The organism is Nocardia sp. NPDC005825 (assembly GCF_040630175.1).
Taxonomy (GTDB): Bacteria; Actinomycetota; Actinomycetes; order Mycobacteriales; family Mycobacteriaceae; genus Nocardia.
This window is the reverse complement of record NZ_JBEXXC010000001.1, coordinates 536,579-554,888: the sequence shown is the minus strand read 5'-3', so window position 1 is coordinate 554,888 and position 18,310 is coordinate 536,579. Positions and strand designations below refer to the sequence as shown.

15 protein-coding genes and 1 pseudogene are annotated in these 18,310 nt (G+C 68.7%); 12 read left to right on the top strand and 4 right to left on the bottom strand.

Features of this window, described 5'->3' with window-relative positions; all coding sequences use genetic code 11:
- Positions 1 to 5 precede the first annotated feature (5 nt).
- Positions 6 to 569, bottom strand: coding sequence for an alkyl hydroperoxide reductase subunit C (ahpC, locus tag ABZ382_RS02595; RefSeq protein ID WP_357082823.1), 564 nt, complete (start codon positions 567 to 569; stop codon positions 6 to 8).
- Positions 570 to 1,037: 468 nt separating this feature from the next.
- Here ahpC and ABZ382_RS02590 point away from each other — a divergent pair, with 468 nt between their 5' ends.
- From ABZ382_RS02590 to ABZ382_RS02575, 4 genes and pseudogenes are all read left to right on the top strand, one after another.
- Positions 1,038 to 2,666 (top strand): amidohydrolase, encoded by a 1,629-nt coding sequence (locus ABZ382_RS02590; protein ID WP_357082820.1) that lies wholly within the window; start codon positions 1,038 to 1,040, stop codon positions 2,664 to 2,666.
- A gap of 218 nt (positions 2,667 to 2,884) precedes the next feature.
- Entirely contained in the window at positions 2,885 to 3,910 is a 1,026-nt protein-coding gene (locus tag ABZ382_RS02585; RefSeq protein ID WP_357083994.1) for an agmatine deiminase family protein, read from the top strand.
- A 106-nt stretch (positions 3,911 to 4,016) separates the two neighbouring features.
- A pseudogene (locus ABZ382_RS02580) lies at positions 4,017 to 5,087 on the top strand (agmatine deiminase family protein); the annotation flags it as partial.
- A gap of 77 nt (positions 5,088 to 5,164) precedes the next feature.
- Positions 5,165 to 5,737, top strand: a complete 573-nt coding sequence (locus ABZ382_RS02575; RefSeq protein WP_357082817.1) for a TetR/AcrR family transcriptional regulator — start codon at positions 5,165 to 5,167, stop codon at positions 5,735 to 5,737.
- Positions 5,738 to 5,753: 16 nt separating this feature from the next.
- On the opposite strand, the gene ABZ382_RS02570 is transcribed toward ABZ382_RS02575, so the two are convergent.
- Positions 5,754 to 6,884: an agmatine deiminase family protein gene (locus ABZ382_RS02570; protein WP_357082814.1), complete on the bottom strand. Its 1,131-nt coding sequence runs from the start codon at positions 6,882 to 6,884 to the stop codon at positions 5,754 to 5,756.
- 266 nt (positions 6,885 to 7,150) lie between these two features.
- Between ABZ382_RS02570 and ABZ382_RS02565 the strand changes: the two genes are divergently transcribed.
- From ABZ382_RS02565 to ABZ382_RS02530, 8 genes are all read left to right on the top strand, one after another.
- Positions 7,151 to 7,861 carry a hypothetical protein gene (locus ABZ382_RS02565; protein ID WP_357082810.1) on the top strand — a complete coding sequence of 237 codons (711 nt, stop codon included), beginning with the start codon at positions 7,151 to 7,153 and terminating at the stop codon, positions 7,859 to 7,861.
- Positions 7,862 to 7,941: 80 nt separating this feature from the next.
- A complete protein-coding gene (locus tag ABZ382_RS02560; RefSeq protein WP_357083991.1) occupies positions 7,942 to 9,024 on the top strand; it encodes an agmatine deiminase family protein in 1,083 nt (360 codons plus the stop codon).
- Complete coding sequence (locus ABZ382_RS02555; RefSeq protein WP_357082807.1) at positions 9,021 to 9,998, top strand: nitrilase-related carbon-nitrogen hydrolase; 978 nt, start codon at positions 9,021 to 9,023, stop codon at positions 9,996 to 9,998. The genes ABZ382_RS02560 and ABZ382_RS02555 overlap by 4 nt, the downstream gene beginning before the upstream one ends.
- 75 nt (positions 9,999 to 10,073) lie before the next feature.
- Complete coding sequence (locus tag ABZ382_RS02550; protein WP_357082804.1) at positions 10,074 to 11,714, top strand: ABC transporter substrate-binding protein; 1,641 nt, start codon at positions 10,074 to 10,076, stop codon at positions 11,712 to 11,714.
- Between the two features lies 1 nt (position 11,715).
- On the top strand, positions 11,716 to 12,663 hold the full coding sequence (locus ABZ382_RS02545) for an ABC transporter permease (protein ID WP_357082801.1): 948 nt from the start codon (positions 11,716 to 11,718) through the stop codon (positions 12,661 to 12,663).
- Positions 12,660 to 13,547 (top strand): ABC transporter permease, encoded by an 888-nt coding sequence (locus ABZ382_RS02540; protein WP_357082798.1) that lies wholly within the window; start codon positions 12,660 to 12,662, stop codon positions 13,545 to 13,547. The genes ABZ382_RS02545 and ABZ382_RS02540 overlap by 4 nt, the downstream gene beginning before the upstream one ends.
- A complete protein-coding gene (locus ABZ382_RS02535; RefSeq protein WP_357082795.1) occupies positions 13,544 to 14,587 on the top strand; it encodes an ABC transporter ATP-binding protein in 1,044 nt (347 codons plus the stop codon). Before ABZ382_RS02540 ends, ABZ382_RS02535 begins: the two co-directional genes overlap by 4 nt.
- The gene (locus ABZ382_RS02530) at positions 14,584 to 15,384 is read left to right on the top strand and encodes an ATP-binding cassette domain-containing protein (RefSeq protein ID WP_357082793.1); all 801 of its coding nucleotides are present in this window, start codon (positions 14,584 to 14,586) and stop codon (positions 15,382 to 15,384) included. Before ABZ382_RS02535 ends, ABZ382_RS02530 begins: the two co-directional genes overlap by 4 nt.
- 189 nt (positions 15,385 to 15,573) lie before the next feature.
- Here the strand turns inward: ABZ382_RS02530 and ABZ382_RS02525 are convergent, their stop codons facing one another.
- Complete coding sequence (locus ABZ382_RS02525) at positions 15,574 to 16,698, bottom strand: serine/threonine-protein kinase (RefSeq protein WP_357082790.1); 1,125 nt, start codon at positions 16,696 to 16,698, stop codon at positions 15,574 to 15,576.
- Positions 16,699 to 16,793: 95 nt separating this feature from the next.
- The gene (locus ABZ382_RS02520) at positions 16,794 to 18,158 is read right to left on the bottom strand and encodes an NAD(P)/FAD-dependent oxidoreductase (protein WP_357082787.1); all 1,365 of its coding nucleotides are present in this window, start codon (positions 18,156 to 18,158) and stop codon (positions 16,794 to 16,796) included.
- Positions 18,159 to 18,310 lie beyond the last annotated feature (152 nt).

The window sequence follows — 18,310 nt, the reverse complement described above, 5'->3', positions numbered from 1 at the left end:
GCGGATCAGATCTTGCCGACGAGCTCCAGGGACGGGGCCAGGGTCTCCTCGCCCTCTTCCCACTTGGCCGGGCAGACCTCGCCCGGGTGCGAGCGAACGTACTGGGCGGCCTTGACCTTCCGCAGCAGCTCGGATGCGTTGCGGCCGATGCCTTCCGCGGTGACCTCGGTGAACTGGACGACGCCGTCCGGGTCGACCAGGAAGGTGCCGCGGTCGGCCAGGCCCTCGTCCTCGCGAAGCACCCCGAAGTCGGCGCTGATCCGCAGCGCGGGGTCGCCGATCATGGCGTACTTGATCTTGCCGATGGTGTCGGAGGACGCGTGCCACGCCTTGTGCGTGAAGTGGGTGTCGGTGGAGACGGAGAACACCTCGACGCCCAGGCGCTGCAGCTCGTCGTAGTGGTCGGCGAGGTCGCCGAGCTCGGTCGGGCACACGAAGGTGAAGTCGGCCGGGTAGAAGAAGAAGACCGCCCACTTGCCCCGGATGTTCGCGTCCGACACGGTCACGAAGGAGCCGTCCTGGAACGCCTCCGCCGAGAAGGACTTGATCCGCTTGTTGATCAGCGACATGAATTGGCCTCATTCCGAAAGGTGGTGGGATCTCTGTTTTCGAAACTATCGAGCGCCAATTGATAGAACCAATCAGAAATAACTCTTTGATTGATAGTGCCAGGCAATAAGAGCTGGGCAGCGTTTCTATCGCGATCCGCATGGCGATCGGAAGTGTGACCGATGCCTCACCGCGGGTCGGCCGGGTGGGTGTCGCCTCGGGCTGGATTTCGGTCGAGAAGTTCGACGTAGCAGCAGGTCAAAGGCGTGAGAGCGGCGAATGGATGATCCGGTTCCGCAGGCAAATCGGCGGCTCGAAGCCAATGTACGTTTCGGCATGGACCCGTTGCCAAGTTTCGCCGAGAAGGCAGGTTGCGTATTCCCGAATTCCCCGCATAATGACTTCAGTTCACGGGACTCACAGTGCAAATTCTGTGCAAGAGCGAGGAGCGTCATTTGTGCGCCCAAGGCCCACGGAAACGCCACACATTGTTCATCGGTGGGTCGATCTGGTCGCCGGGAAAGTCTGAATGCGAGGCGCTCGGCATCGCGGACGGCCGCGTCGTAGCGGCCGGCGCGGACGCCCTGGGGTGGTCCCGGACCGTGCCGGCCGGTGAACTGCGGACCGTTGATCTACACGGCGGCTTCCTGATGCCCGCGTTCGGCGAGGGGCACGCGCATCCCGTCTTCGGCGGACTCGAGGCCGTCGGCCCCCAGGTGCGAACCTGCGCAAGCGTTTCCGAGATCGCCGACGTGCTGCGTCGATGGGCCGAACGGCATCCCGGCCCCGGCTGGATCACCGGCGCGGGCTACGACAGCAGTCTCGCCCCCGACGGGCTCTTCGACGCCGCCTGGCTCGACAGCGCGGTCCCCAACCGCCCGGTTATGTTGCGGGCCTGGGACTATCACACGGTCTGGTGCAATTCGGCGGCGCTCGAACTGGCCGGCATCACCGCCGACACACCCGAACCGGTGCTCGGCGAGATCCCGAGGCGGCCGGACGGGAGCCCGCTCGGCACGCTGCGCGAGGCCGGAGCGGTGGACCTGCTCCTGGCCGCCGCACCCGCGAGCGAGACCACCGCGCGGGTCGACGCCCTGCGGCGCGCGACCGCGCAGTACGCGCGCCACGGCGTCACCTGGGTGCAAGACGCCTGGGTGGAGGAGTCCGACGTCGCCGTCTACCTGGAGGCCGCTCGGTCCGGTGCGCTCACGACCCGCGTGAACCTCGCGTTGCTGGCCGACCCACGCCGGTTCGCCGAGGACCTGCCCACCCTGCTCGCCTCCCGCGACCGGGTCCGGACCCTCGATCATCCACTGCTGACCGCGAATTCGGTCAAGTTCTTCGCCGACGGCATCATCGAGAACGAGACCGCGGCGCTGCTCGAACCGTATTGCACGCACCGCCATTCGCACGGCATGCACACCTGGGAGCCCGCGGCGCTGGCCGACGCCGCCGCGGCCGTCGACGCCGCCGGATTCCAGCTGCACATCCACGCCATCGGCGATGCGGCCGTCCGGTCGGCACTCGACGCGGTCGCGGCCTGCGCCGATCGCAACGGTCCGCGGGACCGGCGACCGGTGATCGCCCACGCCCAGCTGATCAGCCCCGACGACATTCCACGCTTCGCGGAACTCGGCGTGGTGGCGAACGTGCAGCCGCTGTGGGCGCAACTCGACCGCGTCATGGTGGACCTGACCGTGCCCCGGCTCGGCGCTCGGCGCTCCGCGCGCCAATACCCCTTCCGAAGCCTGGCCGAAGGCGGCGCCCGCCTGGCGTTCGGCTCCGATTGGCCGGTGTCGTCGGCGGTTCCGCTCGACGGCATCGCGACGGCGGTGACCCGCCGCACCGCCGAGGGCGAACCGAGTGGCGGCTGGACTCCCGCCGAGCTCCTCGACATCACCACCGCCCTGGACGCCTATACCGCCGGCGTCGCCCACCAGGCCTTCGCCGATCTCCGTGACGCTCCGTGGGGGTCTCTGGCCCCCGGTTCCGCCGCCGATCTGGTGTGGCTGGGAGCCGACCCGAGATCGGCTGCCCCACAGTCGATCCCGGCTATCCCGGTGGTGGAGACCTGGCTGGCCGGACACACCACCTACCGCAGCGCCACCGCGGGCTGACCCCCGTATTCCGTCGGCAGCCCGCTGATCCTGGCCACTGAGCGTGACGGCTGGTGACCCATGTCGCCAATCCTTGACTGACTTTTTAGTCAGGGATAGCGTGGCAGCCTTCGAGCAAGACCGGATTTTGGGAGATTTGTATGCAGCGTCGTCGGTTCGTCCAGACGGGTATCGGCGTGGTCGGCGGGGTACTCCTCGCCGCCAAGGCCGCCTCGGCCATGCCCGCCACCGGCAGCGGGGGCAGCGACCGGGCGTGGTCGATGCCGGAGGAGGGAGAGCCGCACAAGCGCACCTGGATGGCGTTCGGCGCCGGCGCCGCCGACGGTGACGTGCTGCCCGAGGCCCGCCGGAACCTGGCGTCGATCGCGCAGGCCATCGCACGGTTCGAGCCGGTGTCGATGCTGGTCCGTCCGGAGGAGATGGATATCGCGCGCGGGCTGATCGGCGGCGCGAATGTCGAATTGGTGCCCGCAGCGCTCGACGATCTGTGGATGCGCGACACCGGGCCGGTGTTCGTGAAAGGCGGCGGCAAGGCTGCGGTCGACTTCAACTTCAACGGCTGGGGCAACAAGCAGGCGCACGGGCAGGACGCGCGGGTGGCGAGCCTGGTCGCCGGTCGCGCGGGGGTGCGGACCGTGTCGACCGAGCTGGTGCTCGAGGGCGGCGGGATCGAGGTCGACGGCGAGGGCACCGCCATCATCACCGAGAGCTGTGTGCTCAATGCCAATCGCAATCCCGGCTGGAGCAAGTCCGATGTCGAGGCCGAACTGGACAAACTGCTCGGGCTGAAGAAGATCATCTGGCTGCCCGGCATCGCGGGGCGGGACATCACCGACGGGCACACCGACTTCTACGCCCGCTTCGCCCGGCCCGGAGTGGTGGTGGCCGCGCTCGACACCGACCCCGAGTCCTACGACCACGACGTCACCCAGCGCCACCTCGAGATCCTGAAGACGGCCACCGATGCGCGCGGCCGCCAGGTTCACGTGGAGGTCATCAAAGCGCCGACCCGGGTCCGGCCCGAGTACAAGTCCAAGGACTTCGCCGCTGGCTACATCAACTTCTACGTCTGCAACGGCGCGGTCATCGCCCCGGAATTCGGTGACGCCGAAGCGGATTCGGCCGCCAAGGCCACCCTGGCCCGGCTGTTCCCGAACCGGCAGATCGTGCAGGTGAACATCGACGGCATCGCCTGGGGTGGCGGCGGCATCCACTGCACCACGCAGCAGGAACCGGTGGACTAGACCACCTGCGGGATCACTGAGGCCGCCCCGCGTGCCGTGTTGGCTGAATTTTCAGTCAAGATTAGAGTCGGTGTGCGGGGCTTTCGGAAACTACGGGAGAGAAAGTATGGGTATAGGCCGATTCGCGAGCGGTGCGCTGAACCGCCTGCTGGGAGATTCGAGCGACGTCGAGGACGACGGCCGCCGCTGGTCGATGCCGGAGGAAGGCGATCCGCACCGGCGGACCTGGATGGCTTTCGGCGCGAACGAGGCGGTGTGGGGGAGGCGTCTGCTGCCGCAGGTCCAGCACGATCTGGCGCGGATCGCGCTGACGATCGCGCGATTCGAACCCGTCTCGGTGGTGGTGCGTCCCGAGGAATTCGATCTGGCTCGCCGCCTGCTCCCCGATCCCCACGTCGATCTGATCCCCGCGCCGCTCGACGACATCTGGATGCGGGATACCGGACCGGTCTTCGTGCACGGCGAGAACGGCATGGCCGCGGTCGATTTCAACTTCAACGGCTGGGGCGGGAAGCAGAAGGCCCGGCGGGATCGCAAGGTGGCCGACTTCGTCACCCGCACGGCGGGGGTGGAGTCCTTGCCGGCCGAATTGGTGCTCGAGGGCGGCGGGATCGAGGTCGACGGTCAGGGCACCGCCATCATCACCGAAAGCTGTGTGCTCAACAACAATCGGAACCCGGGCTGGAAGAAGAAGGACGTCGAGGACGAGCTGCGCTACCTGCTCGGACTCGAGAAGATCATCTGGCTGCCGGGCATCGCCGGCTACGACATCACCGACGGGCACACCGACTTCTACGCCCGCTTCGCCCGACCGGGTGTGGTCGTGGCGGGGCTGGACACCGACCCCGATTCCTTCGACTACGACGTCACCCACACACACCTCGAGATCCTGCGCTCGGCCACCGACGCCCGGGGCCGGCCCTTGCGGGTCGAGGTGATCGAGGGGCCCTCGCAGGTCCGCCCGCAGTTCGACAGCGAGGACTTCGCGGCGGGCTACATCAACTTCTACCTCTGCAACGGCGCGGTGATCGCCCCCGAATTCGGTGATCCCCGAGCGGATTCGGCGGCACACGCCACCCTGCGACGCCTGTTCCCGGACCGCTACATCGCGCAGATCCCGATCGACGGCGTCGCCGCGGGCGGCGGCGGCATCCACTGCACCACCCAGCAGGAACCCGCGAACCCGAACACTCGCCCCACACCTCGGGACCCGTACTCGTCCGATCATCCGGCACATCCGTAAAGTGAGGCTCCGTGTCCGACCGTCAGACCCAGATCCTGGAAGCAGCCATTCGCGTCATCGCCCAGGACGGCGTGCGCGGGCTGCGTATCGAGAAGCTCGCCGCCGAAGCCGGAGTCTCCACGGCGCTGATCTACTACCACTTCAAGGATCGGTCGGGCGTGCTCGACGCCGCGCTGGGATTCATCAACGACCAGGCGCAGCGCTACACCGACTCGGCGTTCGTGATCGCCAATCCCCGTGCCGCGCTGGAACATATGCTGCTGCTGGAGATCCAGGACGTTCCCGAGGTGCGCAACAACAGCATCGCCTGGGGTGAACTGCGGGCCAGCGCGGTCTTCTCCGAGGATCTGCGCGAACAGCTGCGCACCACGACCGAGAGCTGGGTCGACGAAGCCGCCATCCTCATCGAGCGGGCTCGCGAGGCGGGGCTCGCGGTCCGCGACGTCAACCCGACCGCCGCGGCCGAACGCCTCACCGCCCTCGTGGAGGGCCTCAGTGAGCGCTGGCTCAGCGGCTCCCTGGACCTGACCCGCGCCCGCGAATTGCTCGCGGGCGCGGTCGTCGCCGAACTGGGCCGGGTCTGACCGGTCCGACACCGCGCTAGCCGACCGGCTGCTGCTGGGTGGTGCAGTGGATCCCGCCGCCACCCGCGGCGATGCCGTCGATATCGATCTGCACGACCTCGCGGTCCGGGAACAGGCGCTCGAGGGTGTCCTTGGCGGCCGCGTCGCCGTCCGGATCGCCGAACTGCGGCGCGATGACACCACCGTTGCAGACGTAGAAGTTGATGTACCCGGCCGCGAAGTCCTTCTCGTTCCGGTACTGCGGGCGGACCTGCGCCGGACCTTCGATCACCTCCACCCGCAACGGATTGCCGTGTACATCCGTTGCGCCCCTCAGTATTTCGAGGTGACGCTGGGTGACGTCGTGGTCGTAGGACTCGGGGTCGGTGTCGAGGCCCGCCACGACGACGCCCGGGCGCGCGAAGCGGGCGTAGAAGTCGGTGTGGCCGTCGGTGATGTCGTGCCCCTTGATGCCGGGCAGCCAGATGATCTTCTCGAGGCCGAGCAGGTACGTCAGTTCGGCCTCCGCCTCGGGCTTGGTCCAGCCCGGGTTCCGATTGTCGTTGAGCACACAGCTTTCGGTGATGATGGCGGTGCCCTGGCCGTCGACCTCGATCCCGCCGCCCTCGAGCACCAGACCGGTGTGCAGCGTTTCGACCCCGGCCCGGTCGGTGACGATCTGCGCGACCTTCGCGTCCTGGGCGTGCGCCTGTTTCCCGCCCCACCCGTTGAAGTTGAAGTCGACCCCCGCGAGCGCCCCGCCACCCTTGACGAACACCGGCCCGGTGTCGCGCATCCACAGATCGTCGAGCGCGGCGGGCACCAATTCGACGTTCGCGCCGCCGATCAACCCGCGCGCGATATCCATCTCCTCCGGACGGACCAGCATCGACACCGGCTCGAACCGCGCGATGGCCTGCGCGATCGACGCCAGGTTGTAGCGGACCACCGGGAGCAGTTCCGCGCCCCAGACCCGTTCGCTCGCGCCGAACGCCATCCAGGTCCGGGTGTGCGGATCGCCCTCCTCGGGCATCAGCCAGGTGCGGTCGTCGTGCGGAACCCGGCTGGGCGGAGTGTCAGCGGTGTCCGAACCGGTGTCCTCACACGCGGCCAGTAGCAGGCTGCCCGCCATCGCCATGCTCACCTGAAAGAATCGCCGCCGCCGCATCGCGCCACTCCTCGTCGTCCGGTCCGTTGCTGGGGTTCCGATCGCATGAGCGATCGCAGGGCTACCTCGATGATAGCCCTGACTGAAAAGTCAATCGAGAGCCCGGATTTCAGCGCGTCTTGCACATGTAGTGCGGAATCCGTCGCACCTCCAGTGGACGAGACGGCGAATACTGACTGAAAATTTAGACACACAGGCATGGCGATCGGGGAAGTGATGCGGCGCACACTGTTCCACATCGAACATCCCCAACCGGAGAGATCAGGATGAAGTTCCGCTCGATCACCACGACCGCGGCCCTGGCCGCGGCCGCTCTCGCCACCACCTCGATGACCGCGAATGTCGCTGTCGCGCAGCCGGAGTCGCCGACCTCGACGCCCGGTATCCAGTACCGGGCCAACCTGGTCGACCACTCGGTCGTGGTGACCACCACCGCCGGTTCGCTGGCCGCCCGTGACGGCCGTTTCGAGGTGCTCGACCGTAGTGGCGCAGCGGTCGCGGTGCTGCCGCTGAGCTATCAGCGTGAGGGCCTGGTCTGGCCGATCGCGGCCCGCATCGATGGCAACACCGCCACCTTGACGCCCGGCACCGATCCGGCCGCGGCGGTGCCGGTTCCGGCGGGAACGCCGACGCTGACCTCGATCGACGCGACCGCCAATCCGAACTACAACCAGGCGCTGGCCAACTTCTCCAGCGCCGCCACCATCGGCGCGGCGGTCGGCACCCTGATCGGGACCGCGATCGGGGCGGCCGTGGGCTGCGTCGCGGGCGGTGCGCTGCTGGGCGCCGGCGCGGGCATCCCGACCCTGGGCACCCTGGCGATCCCGGGCGCGATCGGCGGCTGTCTGGTCACCGCCGCCGCCACCGCGCCGCTGGGCGCGGCCGTCGGTCTGATCGCCGTCGGCGGCCCGATCACGGCGGTGGCCCTGTTCCAGTTCTTCGCCGACCTGGCGACCCCACCCGCTGCGGTGAACTGACCGCAACCCGCTGACCGGCAGGTATCGCAGCAGGTCCAGGCCGGTCAGCAGCATTGACTAACAATTTGGTCAGTGTGAAGATGCCCCTACGTTTCGACGTCCGAATGATCGGAAGAACGCACATGGAAAGCAGTACAACCACGACCTGGCGAATGCCGGCCGAGTGGGCGCCCCACGAGCGTTGCCTCATGGCATGGCCGACCCGCGAAAGCCTGTGGGGCCCTTACTTCGAGGAAGCGAAAGCGGAGTACGCCGCGACCGCGAACGCCATCGGTGACTTCGAGCCGGTGCTCATGATCGCCAATCCCGGTCAGGCCGACGAGGTGCGCAAGGCGTGCGGCCGGGCGGTCGATGTCGTCGAGATGCCGATCGACGATTCCTGGATCCGGGATTCCGGGCCGCTGATCGTGCGCGATCGGGACGGCCGGCGTGCGGGCGTCGACTTCCGCTTCAACTCGTGGGGCGAACGATTCCTGCCCTACGACAAGGACGACGCACTGGCCGGGCGGGTGCTCCAGGCCCTCGGTCTCGATCGCCACGTCTCGGGCATGGTGCTCGAGGGCGGCTCGATCACCGTCGACGGCGAGGGCACCCTCATCACCACCGAGCAGTGCCTGCTCAACCCGAATCGCAACCCGTCGATGTCACGGGAGGAGATCGAGGACGAGCTGCGGCTGCGACTGGGCATCACCACCGTGATCTGGCTGCCCTACGGGCATTTCGACGACACCCACACCGACGGACACGTCGACGGCGTCTGCACGTTCGTGCGGCCGGGCGCGGTGGTCGCCCAGACCTGTACGAATCCCGATCTGCCCGACTATGAGCGCATGGCCGCCAACCTCGAGGTGCTGCGGTCCTCGACCGACGCCGCGGGCCGACCGTTCGAGATCTACGAACTGCCCGAATTCCCGGTCACCACCCTGCCCGACGGGACCGACACCATGGTCGCCTACGCCAACTTCTATGTCGCCAACGGCGCGGTGATCACCCCGACCGCCGGACACGAACTCGACGAGCCCGCGCTGGACACCCTGCGCAAGGCCTTCCCCGATCGCGAAGTCGTCGGAGTACCGGGCAATATCGTCGCCTTCGGCGGCGGTGGCGTCCACTGCATCACCCAGCAGATCCCGGCCGCGACCAGCACGGAGGCGAACCAGTGAGCGACCTCGATTCCCACCGACCCGACTACACCGATGACGGGACCTTCGTCACCGTCACGGCCATCGGCACGCCGACTTCCTCACCGGCCCGCATCGACCCGCCGACCCGGACCCCGATCCGCGTCGGCGCGGTGCAGACCCGCTGGCACGCCGATCCGGACGAACACCGCGCGGTCCTGTCCGCGGGTGTCGCCCGCGCGGCGCTGCTCGGCGCGCAGGTGGTGTGCCTGCAGGAACTGACCCTGAGCCCGTACTTCGCGACCGTGCCCGACAACGCCGAGGCCGCGGCGCATCGGGAGACCATTCCCGACGGTCCCACCACCACGTTCGCGCGGGAACTCGCTGCCCGCCACGGGATCCTGGTGCACGCCTCGCTCTATGAGCACAGCGACACCGGCCGCGGATACAACACCGCGATCCTGGTCGCGCCCAGCGGCGAGGTGCTGGCCCGCACCCGCAAACTGCACATTCCCCAATTCCCCGGATATCACGAGGACCGCTATTTCGATTCCGATGACAGCGGATACCCGGTGATCGACGCGGCGGGCAGCCGATTCGGATTCCCCACCTGCTGGGATCAGTGGTTCCCGGAACTGGCTCGCGTGTATTCGCTGCGCGGCGCGGAGATCCTGGTCTATCCGACCGCGATCGGCAGTGATCCCGAATTGCAGGAATTCGACACCCTGCCGATGTGGCATCAGATGATCGCGGCCAATGGCCTGGCGAATGCCACCTTCATGGTCGCGGTGAATCGGATCGGGCACGAGGACGGCATCACCTTCTACGGATCGTCGTTCATCTCCGATCCGTACGGGCGGACGATCGTGCAGGCACCACGGGACCGGGACGCCGTCCTGGTCGCGGACCTGGATCTGGACCAGCGTCGGGACTGGCTCACCTTCGGCATGTTCGATACCCGCCGCCCGGCCAGTTACGGCGCTCTCACCGCCGAATCGGCCGCCGTCGAGGCATAACAGCACTACCCCTCCCGTGCCCGGCGGCTCGCCCGCGGCACACCGAGACAGGCCCACGACATTCCGAGGGACGAAATGCGCATCACCACAATGAAAACGGTCGCCCTGGCCACCTGTGCGACAGCTCTGCTGGCCGGGTGCGGCGGACGGCCGGAAACCTCCGCCACCGCCATCTCCAGCTCGAACTTCCTGGGCCTTCCCTCGATGACCGCCGCGGCGGCCGGGCCCGCGGACAGCGCCACCTGGGCGCTGTACCGCGACCCCACCACGATCGATCCGGCCACCGCGTTCGACTACCCGGAGAACACCGTGGTCTCGACGCTGTGCGAATCGCTGCTGCGCCAACAGCCCGACGGTTCGCTGGCGCCCGGGCTGGCCAGTGAGTACCACTTCGCCACCCCGACCACCCTGGTCCTGAAACTGCGTGCGGGAGTGCGCTTCTGGGACGGTCAACCGCTGACTCCGGCCGACGTCGCGTTCAGCCTGCAACGCAATATGGACACCCGGACCGGCGGCTTCTACAGCACGGTCCTCGAGCGCATCAGCAAGATTTCCGTCGACGGTCCCGACACCGTCACACTCACCCTCAGCAGCCCGGATTACTGGCTGCCCGGGGAACTCTCGTCGATGGCGGGTGTGGTCATCGAGGAACGGTATGCCCGCGGTCAGGGGCAACGCTACGGCACGCCCGACGGGGGCGCGATGTGCACCGGGCCGTACAAACTGGCCGAGTGGACAGCCGGGAAAACGCTGACGGTGGCGGCAAATCCGGATTACTGGGATCCGTCGCTCAAACCGATGACCAACCGGATCGACTTCCGCGGAGTCTCCAACGCGGCCACCCTCACGACCGGGCTGTCGACCGGCGAGATCAGCGGCACCTATCTGACCGACACCTCCACATTCCGGGAGCTCGAGCAGATCAAGAATGTCGAGATCCACAAGGGACCCTCGAGTGAGACCGAGTTCCTGATCCCCGCCAATCTCACCGGCGTCCTCGGCGACCTGCGGGTCCGGCAGGCCCTGTCGCTGGCCTTCGACCGCAATGCCTTCAGTGCCGCGGTGTACGGCGGCAATGCGGTCGGTCCGCGCATGTCCACCAATCCGGGCACCTGGGGGTACGGGAAGGACGCCTTCACCGCGGCCTGGAACGCGGCGCCCGATCCCGCGCCCGATCTCGAGCGGGCCAAGCAGCTCATCCGCGAGGCCGGAGCCACCGGGAAACCGTTCGTCATCGCCACCTCCACCGGACTGTCCACGGTCAACACCGCCGCCAACGCGTGGCTGGAAGCGGCCGACTCGATCGGCCTGAACGCCAGCCTGTCCAACGTTTCCCCGCAGAACTACATCAACCTGTTCACCGACCCCAAGGCCCGCGAGGGCGTCGACGCATTCAGCACCACCACCTACGGCGACTACGCCGATCCCGCGGCGCTGATCGCCAGCTACACCGAACCCAAAGGCGCGCAGAACTATTCGGGCTACGACAATCCGCGACTGCACGCCGCGCTCGAACGCGCCCGCACCCAGGCCGACCCGGATCGGCGGGCCGCGGCCATGATCGAGGCCGACCGGTTGGTCATGGCCGACCTGCCCTGGATCCCGATGGTCCATCCCGCGTTGTTCCTGATCCTGGACAAGAAGCTCACCGGCGCGCCCTCCTCGTTCGCCTACATGCAGGCGCCGTGGCTGGCCGAGCTCGGACGGGGGCGATGACATGCGCGGCTTCCTCCTGCGTCGCGGCGCCCTGCTCCTCGCGACCCTGTTCATCTCCAGCATCGCCGTCTACGCCGCGATGTATCTCGCGCCGGGCGACCCCATCGCGGTGCTGACCGGCGGGCGGCAGATCACCCCGGAGTACCGCGCGGTGCTGACCGAGCGGTATCACCTGGGTGACCCACTGCCGGTGCGCTATTGGTACTGGCTGACCTCGGCGCTGCACGGCGACTTCGGCTACTCCATCGGCACCCGGCAGGACGTGTCGACGCTCATCGCGCAACGCGCGCCGACCACATTGCTGCTGGTGGCCTACACGTCGCTGATCATCGTGGTGGCGGGCATCGGCATCGGCATTCTCAGCGCCCTCAAGCCCGGCATCCTGGACACCGCGGCGCTGCTGACCACCACGGTGCTCGCCGCGCTCCCGTCCTTCGTCGCCGCACTGGCGCTGATCAGCCTGTTCGCCGTGAAGCTGCACTGGTTCCCGGCCCTGGGCGACGGTGTCGGATTCACCGACCAGATCAGACATCTCACGCTGCCGGCGATCGCGCTGGCGTGCTCGTCGCTGGCCCTGGTCGCCCGCATCACCCGGGCGTCGGTGCGGACCGAATCCGCCCGCGAGCACGTCCAGACCGCGATCAGCCGCGGCCTGCCGGCGCACCACATCCTGCGCCGCCACATTCTGCGCAATGCCGCGATCCCCATCACCACCGTCACCGGCCTGGCCCTGGCGTCGCTGATCGTGCTGGTGTCGATCGTGGAGCAGGCATTCAACCTCAACGGGCTGGGATCGAGTCTGGTCACGGCCGCACAGAACAAGGATTTCGCAGTGGTCCAAGCCATTTCGCTGCTCATGGTGGTGGCGTTCGTGATCGTCAACAGCGTCGTGGACTTCCTCTACGCGCTGCTCGACCCGCGGGTGAGCCTCGGAACGGCGGCGGCATGACCATCGTCTCCGGGCCTGTGCCCGCCTCGGATGCCGGCCTCCCGACGAGCCGCCGGTGGCGCGTTCCCGGCCTGCACGGCATCGGCTGGATCGGTTACGCGAGCGCGGCGATCATCGTGCTGGCGATCATCGTCGCCGTGTGCGGGCCGCTGCTGGCCCCGTTCCCGCCGAACGAGAGCAACCTGTCGCACGCGTTCGTCGGAGCCACTGGCTCGCACCCGCTGGGCTTCGACTCCCAGGGCCGTGACCTGCTCTCGCGCCTGCTCGTCGGGGCGCGCTCGGCCATGCTGGGGGCCTTCATCGTCACCGCGGTGGCGATCATCGCGGGTACCGCGCTCGCGGTGCTCGCGGCGTGGCGGCGCGGCTGGACCGACAGCGTCATTTCCTCGGGATCCGATCTCGTGTTCGCGTTCCCGGGACTGCTGCTCGCGGTCCTCGGCGCGGCGGTCTTCGGGCCCAGCCAGTGGTCGGCGGCGCTCGCGCTGGCGGTCGCCTACACCCCCTATGTGGCCCGGATCGTGCGCGGCGCGGCCCTGCGCGAACGCTCGCTGCCCTACATCGAGGCGCTCGAGGTGCAGGGGAGCGGCGCCTGGTCCATCGCGATCCGGCACCTGATCCCCAATATCGCGCCGCTGCTCGTCGCGCAGGCCACGATCCTGTTCGGCTGGGCCGCACTGGATCTCGCGGCGGTCTCCTTCCTCGGACTGGGTGTCCAGCCGCCGCAGGCCGACTGGGGCGTCATGGTCTCCGAGGGCGAAACCGGTGTGCTGCAGGGATTCCCCGCCGAATCGTTCGTCGCGGGCACCGCGCTGGTCCTGGTCATCGTCTCCTTCAACATTCTCGGTGAACGCCTCAACGACAAGCAGGGCAGGGAACGCTCATGACTACCGCCACCCCCCAGGCCGTCCCCGGGTCGCGGGGTCCCGCGGCCACCGGCGCGCCCCTGGTCGCGATCGACGGACTGAACCTGACCCTGGACGTCGGCGGCCGCAAACGCCAAGTCCTGCGCGATATCTCGCTGACCATCGAGCGGGGCGAAGCGCTCGGGCTGGTCGGGGAATCCGGGGCCGGGAAGTCCATGACCCTGCGGACGCTGGCCCGGCTGCTGCCGGAGCGGGCCGAGACCACCGGGACCATCCGCTTCGACGGTCAGGACCTGCTCGCCCTGCGCGGTGACGCCCTGCGCCGCGCACGCGGCGATCTGGCGGTGATCTTCCAGGACCCCCGCGCCTACATCAATCCGGTGCGGCGCATCGGCGACTTCCTGACCGAGCAGCTGCGCACGGCCGGCCGGACCGACCGGCACGAGGCGACCCGGCGCGCGCAGCGCATGCTCTCCGAGGTCGGCATCACCGATACCGCCCGCCGGATGCGGCAGTATCCGGGCGACCTGTCCGGCGGCATGCTGCAACGGGTCATGATCGCCGCCGCCCTGCTCGGCGAACCCAAGCTCATCCTCGCCGACGAGCCCACCACCGCCCTCGACGTGACCACCCAGTCGGAGGTGATGGCGATCCTCGACGAGATGCGCCACGACGCGGGCGTCTCGCTGCTGTTCATCACCCACGACCTGGATCTCGCCGCCGCAGTCTGCGACCGCACCGCCGTCATGTACGCGGGCCAGATCGTGGAATCGCAGGAATCCGAAGCGCTGCACCATGATCCGCGCCATCCCTACACCGCGGCCCTGGCGGGCGCCCGGCCCGATCTCGACCGGCCCCGGACGCGCCTGGCGGCCATCCCCGGACGCCCGATCGGGGCGTGGGAGGCGGAACCGACCTGCGCGTTCGCCGCCCGCTGCCCCTTCCACCTGCCCAGCTGCACCGACTCCGGCCCGGTGCCATTGACCCACGAATCCGGCGTCGCCGTGCGATGCCTGCGCGCCGGCGAACTCGGACCGCGTTTGCGAGGAGACACCGAATGAACGAACCGGCACTGCGAGTCTCCGGACTGTGCAAGAACTTCGGCGCCTTCGCCGCGGTCAGCGACGTGTCCTTCGAACTGGCCGCCGGGTCCTCGATCGGCATCGTCGGCGAATCGGGCTCGGGCAAGACGACCGTCGCCCGCATGATCATCGGGCTGGAACAGCCCAGCGCCGGCAGCATCGTCTGCTGCGGTGGCGACCGATCCCGGCCGTCGCGGTCCACGCGTGCGCGGCGCGCCAGGGCCAAGGAGGCGCAGATGGTGTTCCAGGACCCGTACACCAGCCTCGATCCCCAGCGCACGGTCCGCCAGACGCTCACCGAGGCGGTTCGCCTGCATTGCGGGGCCGCCGCCACCGCCGAGCGGGTGCGGCAACTCGCCGACATGGTCGCGCTCGACGCGCGCCTGCTCGCGTCCTTGCCCGCGCACCTGTCGGGCGGGCAGCGGCAGCGTGTCGCCATCGCCCGCGCGCTCGCCGCCGATCCCCGGGTGCTGGTACTCGACGAAGCCGTTGCCGCACTGGATGTCTCGATCCAGGCGCAGATCCTCAACCTGCTCGACGACATCCGCGAGTCCACCGGAATCTCCTACGTCTTCATCACCCACGACCTCGCGGTCGTCCGCCAGATCACCGAGCACTGCATCGTCATGCAGACCGGTCGCATCGTCGAAGCCGGGCCGACCGACGAGCTGCTCCGCGACCCTCGGCACCCGTACACCCGCACCCTGCTCGACAGCGTCCCGCGGCCGGGATGGCGTCCCCGGCGTCGCCCGGTCCCGGCCGACGCCAACCCCTGAGCTGTACCCGACCGTCGATCAGCGCAGCGAAATCCGCCAGGCACATCCACTGGCGGATTTCGGTGTGTGTGCGATGAACCGTTATCGCAGAGGCGATCTAGTGGTCATCGTCGCGGACCCCGCCGGGCACGGTCGGCTCGACCGATGCCATCCACGTCCATCGGATCGGCGAGCGGGACTACTGAATTCCTATTCGCCGGGGACGGGGGAGCCGGCGTCGGACGGGTACCCGGTGGTCTCGACGGAGTACCCGGTCCGATAGTCCGGCTCCTCCGCGGCGGGCGGCAGCAGGAAGTAGGTGATCGCGCCGATCAGCGCCGCCAGGACCGCCACGCTCGAGACGACACCGAGGACTCGGCGACGCCGTCGGGGCGGTGGCCCGGGCGCCGGGACCGGCCGGGGAGGCGGGGCGGGCGGACCGAGCCGCGGCGGGGGCGGGAGGATCCGGGTGGCGGGTTGCCGTGCGCCGCTGCCCGATTCGATGGGCCCGGCGGTGCGCGGAGCGGACGCGATCGCCCGCTCGGCGGCCGCCGCGAGTGCCCCGGCGGTGGGATAGCGGTGGTCGGGATTCTTCGCGAGCCCGCGCGCGATCACCGCGTCGAATGCGGCGGGAATGCCGGGCCGGGCCAGGCTGGGGCGCGGCGGCGGAGTGTTCAGATGTCCGGCCAGCTGCTGTTCCAGGCTGTCGCCCGGATAGGGGCGGGTACCGGTGAGGCACTCGTAGAGGACGCACGCCAGCGCGTAGACGTCCGAGCGCGCGTCGGCATGGCCGGTGGTGAACCGTTCGGGGGCCATGTAGGTGAAGGTGCCGATGGCGTTGCCGACGCCGGTGAGGCCCACCGTTCCGGAGTGGGCGATGCCGAAGTCGATGAGATAGACGAAGTCGCGGCCGTTGATCAGCAGGTTGGACGGCTTGACGTCGCGGTGCACCAGGCCCTCGGCGTGCGCGGCGTCGAGCGCGGCGGCGGCCTGGTCGATGAACGACACCGCCAGCCGGGCCGGCATGGCGCCGCGCTGGGACAGCAGCGTGTGCAGATCGATGCCGTCGATGAGCCGCATGTCGAGATACAGACGGCCGTCGATTTCGCCGAAGTGGTGGATCGGGACGATGTGGGGCTCGCGCAGCCGTGCGGTGGAGTGGGCCTCGCGACGGAACCGCTCCCGGTATTCCGGGTCCGTCGCGAGGCGCTCGTGCAGGACCTTCACCGCGACGACCCGGTCGGTTTCCGTGTCGTAGGCGCGATAGACGCGTCCCATACCGCCTTCACCGATGAGCGATTGCAGGTCGTAGCGGCCGAACGCCGATGTAGCCATGCGCCCTACCTCCTTCGACACCGGGCCACACTGTCGACTGAAAATTCAGTCAGTGGCCCAGTGTAGCGGTCCCCCCGATCGCCCATCGAGGTGCGTCAGACCAGACTGTGCTGCGCCACGATGGCGGCGGCCGCCGCCTTGCCCATCCGGACCGCGCCGTCGACGTGCTGGAAGCCGTGGCCGGCCAGGTCCGAGCAGGCGAAGTGCATGGGCCCGATCGGGTCCCGGTGATCGTGGCCGTAGCGGGTCATACCGCCGAGGTCGAAGCTGACGCCGTAGGCGCCGCGCGTCCATTCCTCGGAGCCCCAATCGGATTCGTAGAAGACGACCGGTTCGGCGGCTTCGGGGCCCAGGTAGCGCACCAGGCAGTCGAGCGCGGCCCGCTTGCGTTCGGCCGGACCCATGGCGAAGTACGCGTCGGCCTGCTCGTGGGCGATGAAGCCGACCATGGCGCCGTTGTCCATGCCGTGGTTGGTGTTGTCGTACACCTCCGAGACCATGTCGGTATCGCTGAAACCGGTGCCGGACAGGCCCTTAGCGCGCCAGAACGGGGTTTCGTACACCGCGTGCACCTTGACCACGAAGCCGAACGACATGTGCTGGTACATCTGGTGGCGGCGGCGCGGCAGCGGGGGATCGAAGCTGATGCCGGCGTACAGGTTCGGCGGCACCGCCAGCACCAGGCGGCTCGCGCGCACCTCGAGATCACCGTCGGCGAAGGCCGTCACCCCGGCCTCGGACCACTGGATCCGGCGCACCGGCGCACCCAGATGCAGATCCTCGCCGAGGGTGGCGGCCAAACGCTGCGACACCTGCTGCATGCCGCCGATGACGCGCTTGTCGAGCATGAAGGTGTCGGTGGCCAGCGAGGTGTAGGAGCCCTGCGCGGCGGCCATGTGCAGGGCCTGCAGGGTGGAGAAGGTGTGCGCGGGCTTGGTCAGCATGGCCCCGGCGACGTAGAACGACACCGTCTCGCGGGCGTACTCGTTGTCGGACTGGCGTTCGAGCCAGATGCTGAACGGCACCGAATCCAGTTCCGCCGCTTGCGGATGCGTCCACGGGGCCTCGGCGCCGACCTCGGCCGCCAGTTCGTCGAGCAGCTCGAGCAGCCGGTCGATCTCGGCGGCGGTCTCGGGGGCCGCGGGGAAGACGTCGCCGACGAATTGCTGGCGGGTGCCGTCGGCGGCCAGGTAGACCGATTCGCCGTCGCGGTAGCGGGAGAAGGTCTCCAGCCCGAGTTCCTGGACGAGCGCCAGCGCGGCGGTGTGGTGCGGGGACAGCCACTGGCCGCCGATCTCGATCATGGCGCCGTCGACGTCGCCGGTCCAGGTGCGGCCGCCGACCCGATCGCGGGCCTCCAGTACCGCCACCGTCAGGCCGGCCTTCCGTAATTCCGCCGCAGCGGTGAGGCCGGAGGGTCCGGCACCCACGATCACGACGTCACGAGTGATGACAGCCACGAGAGCTCCTTAACCGGTAATTTCGGGGGACCTCCGGATAGCCCGAAGGTTGCTATTTCAGTATGTGGGCGCGGTCACGATCATGCCCGCGCCGATTCGGCGCACCGGGCCGCCCCTCATTCGCCGGAGTGGCGTGACGGTCCGGTGTCCGT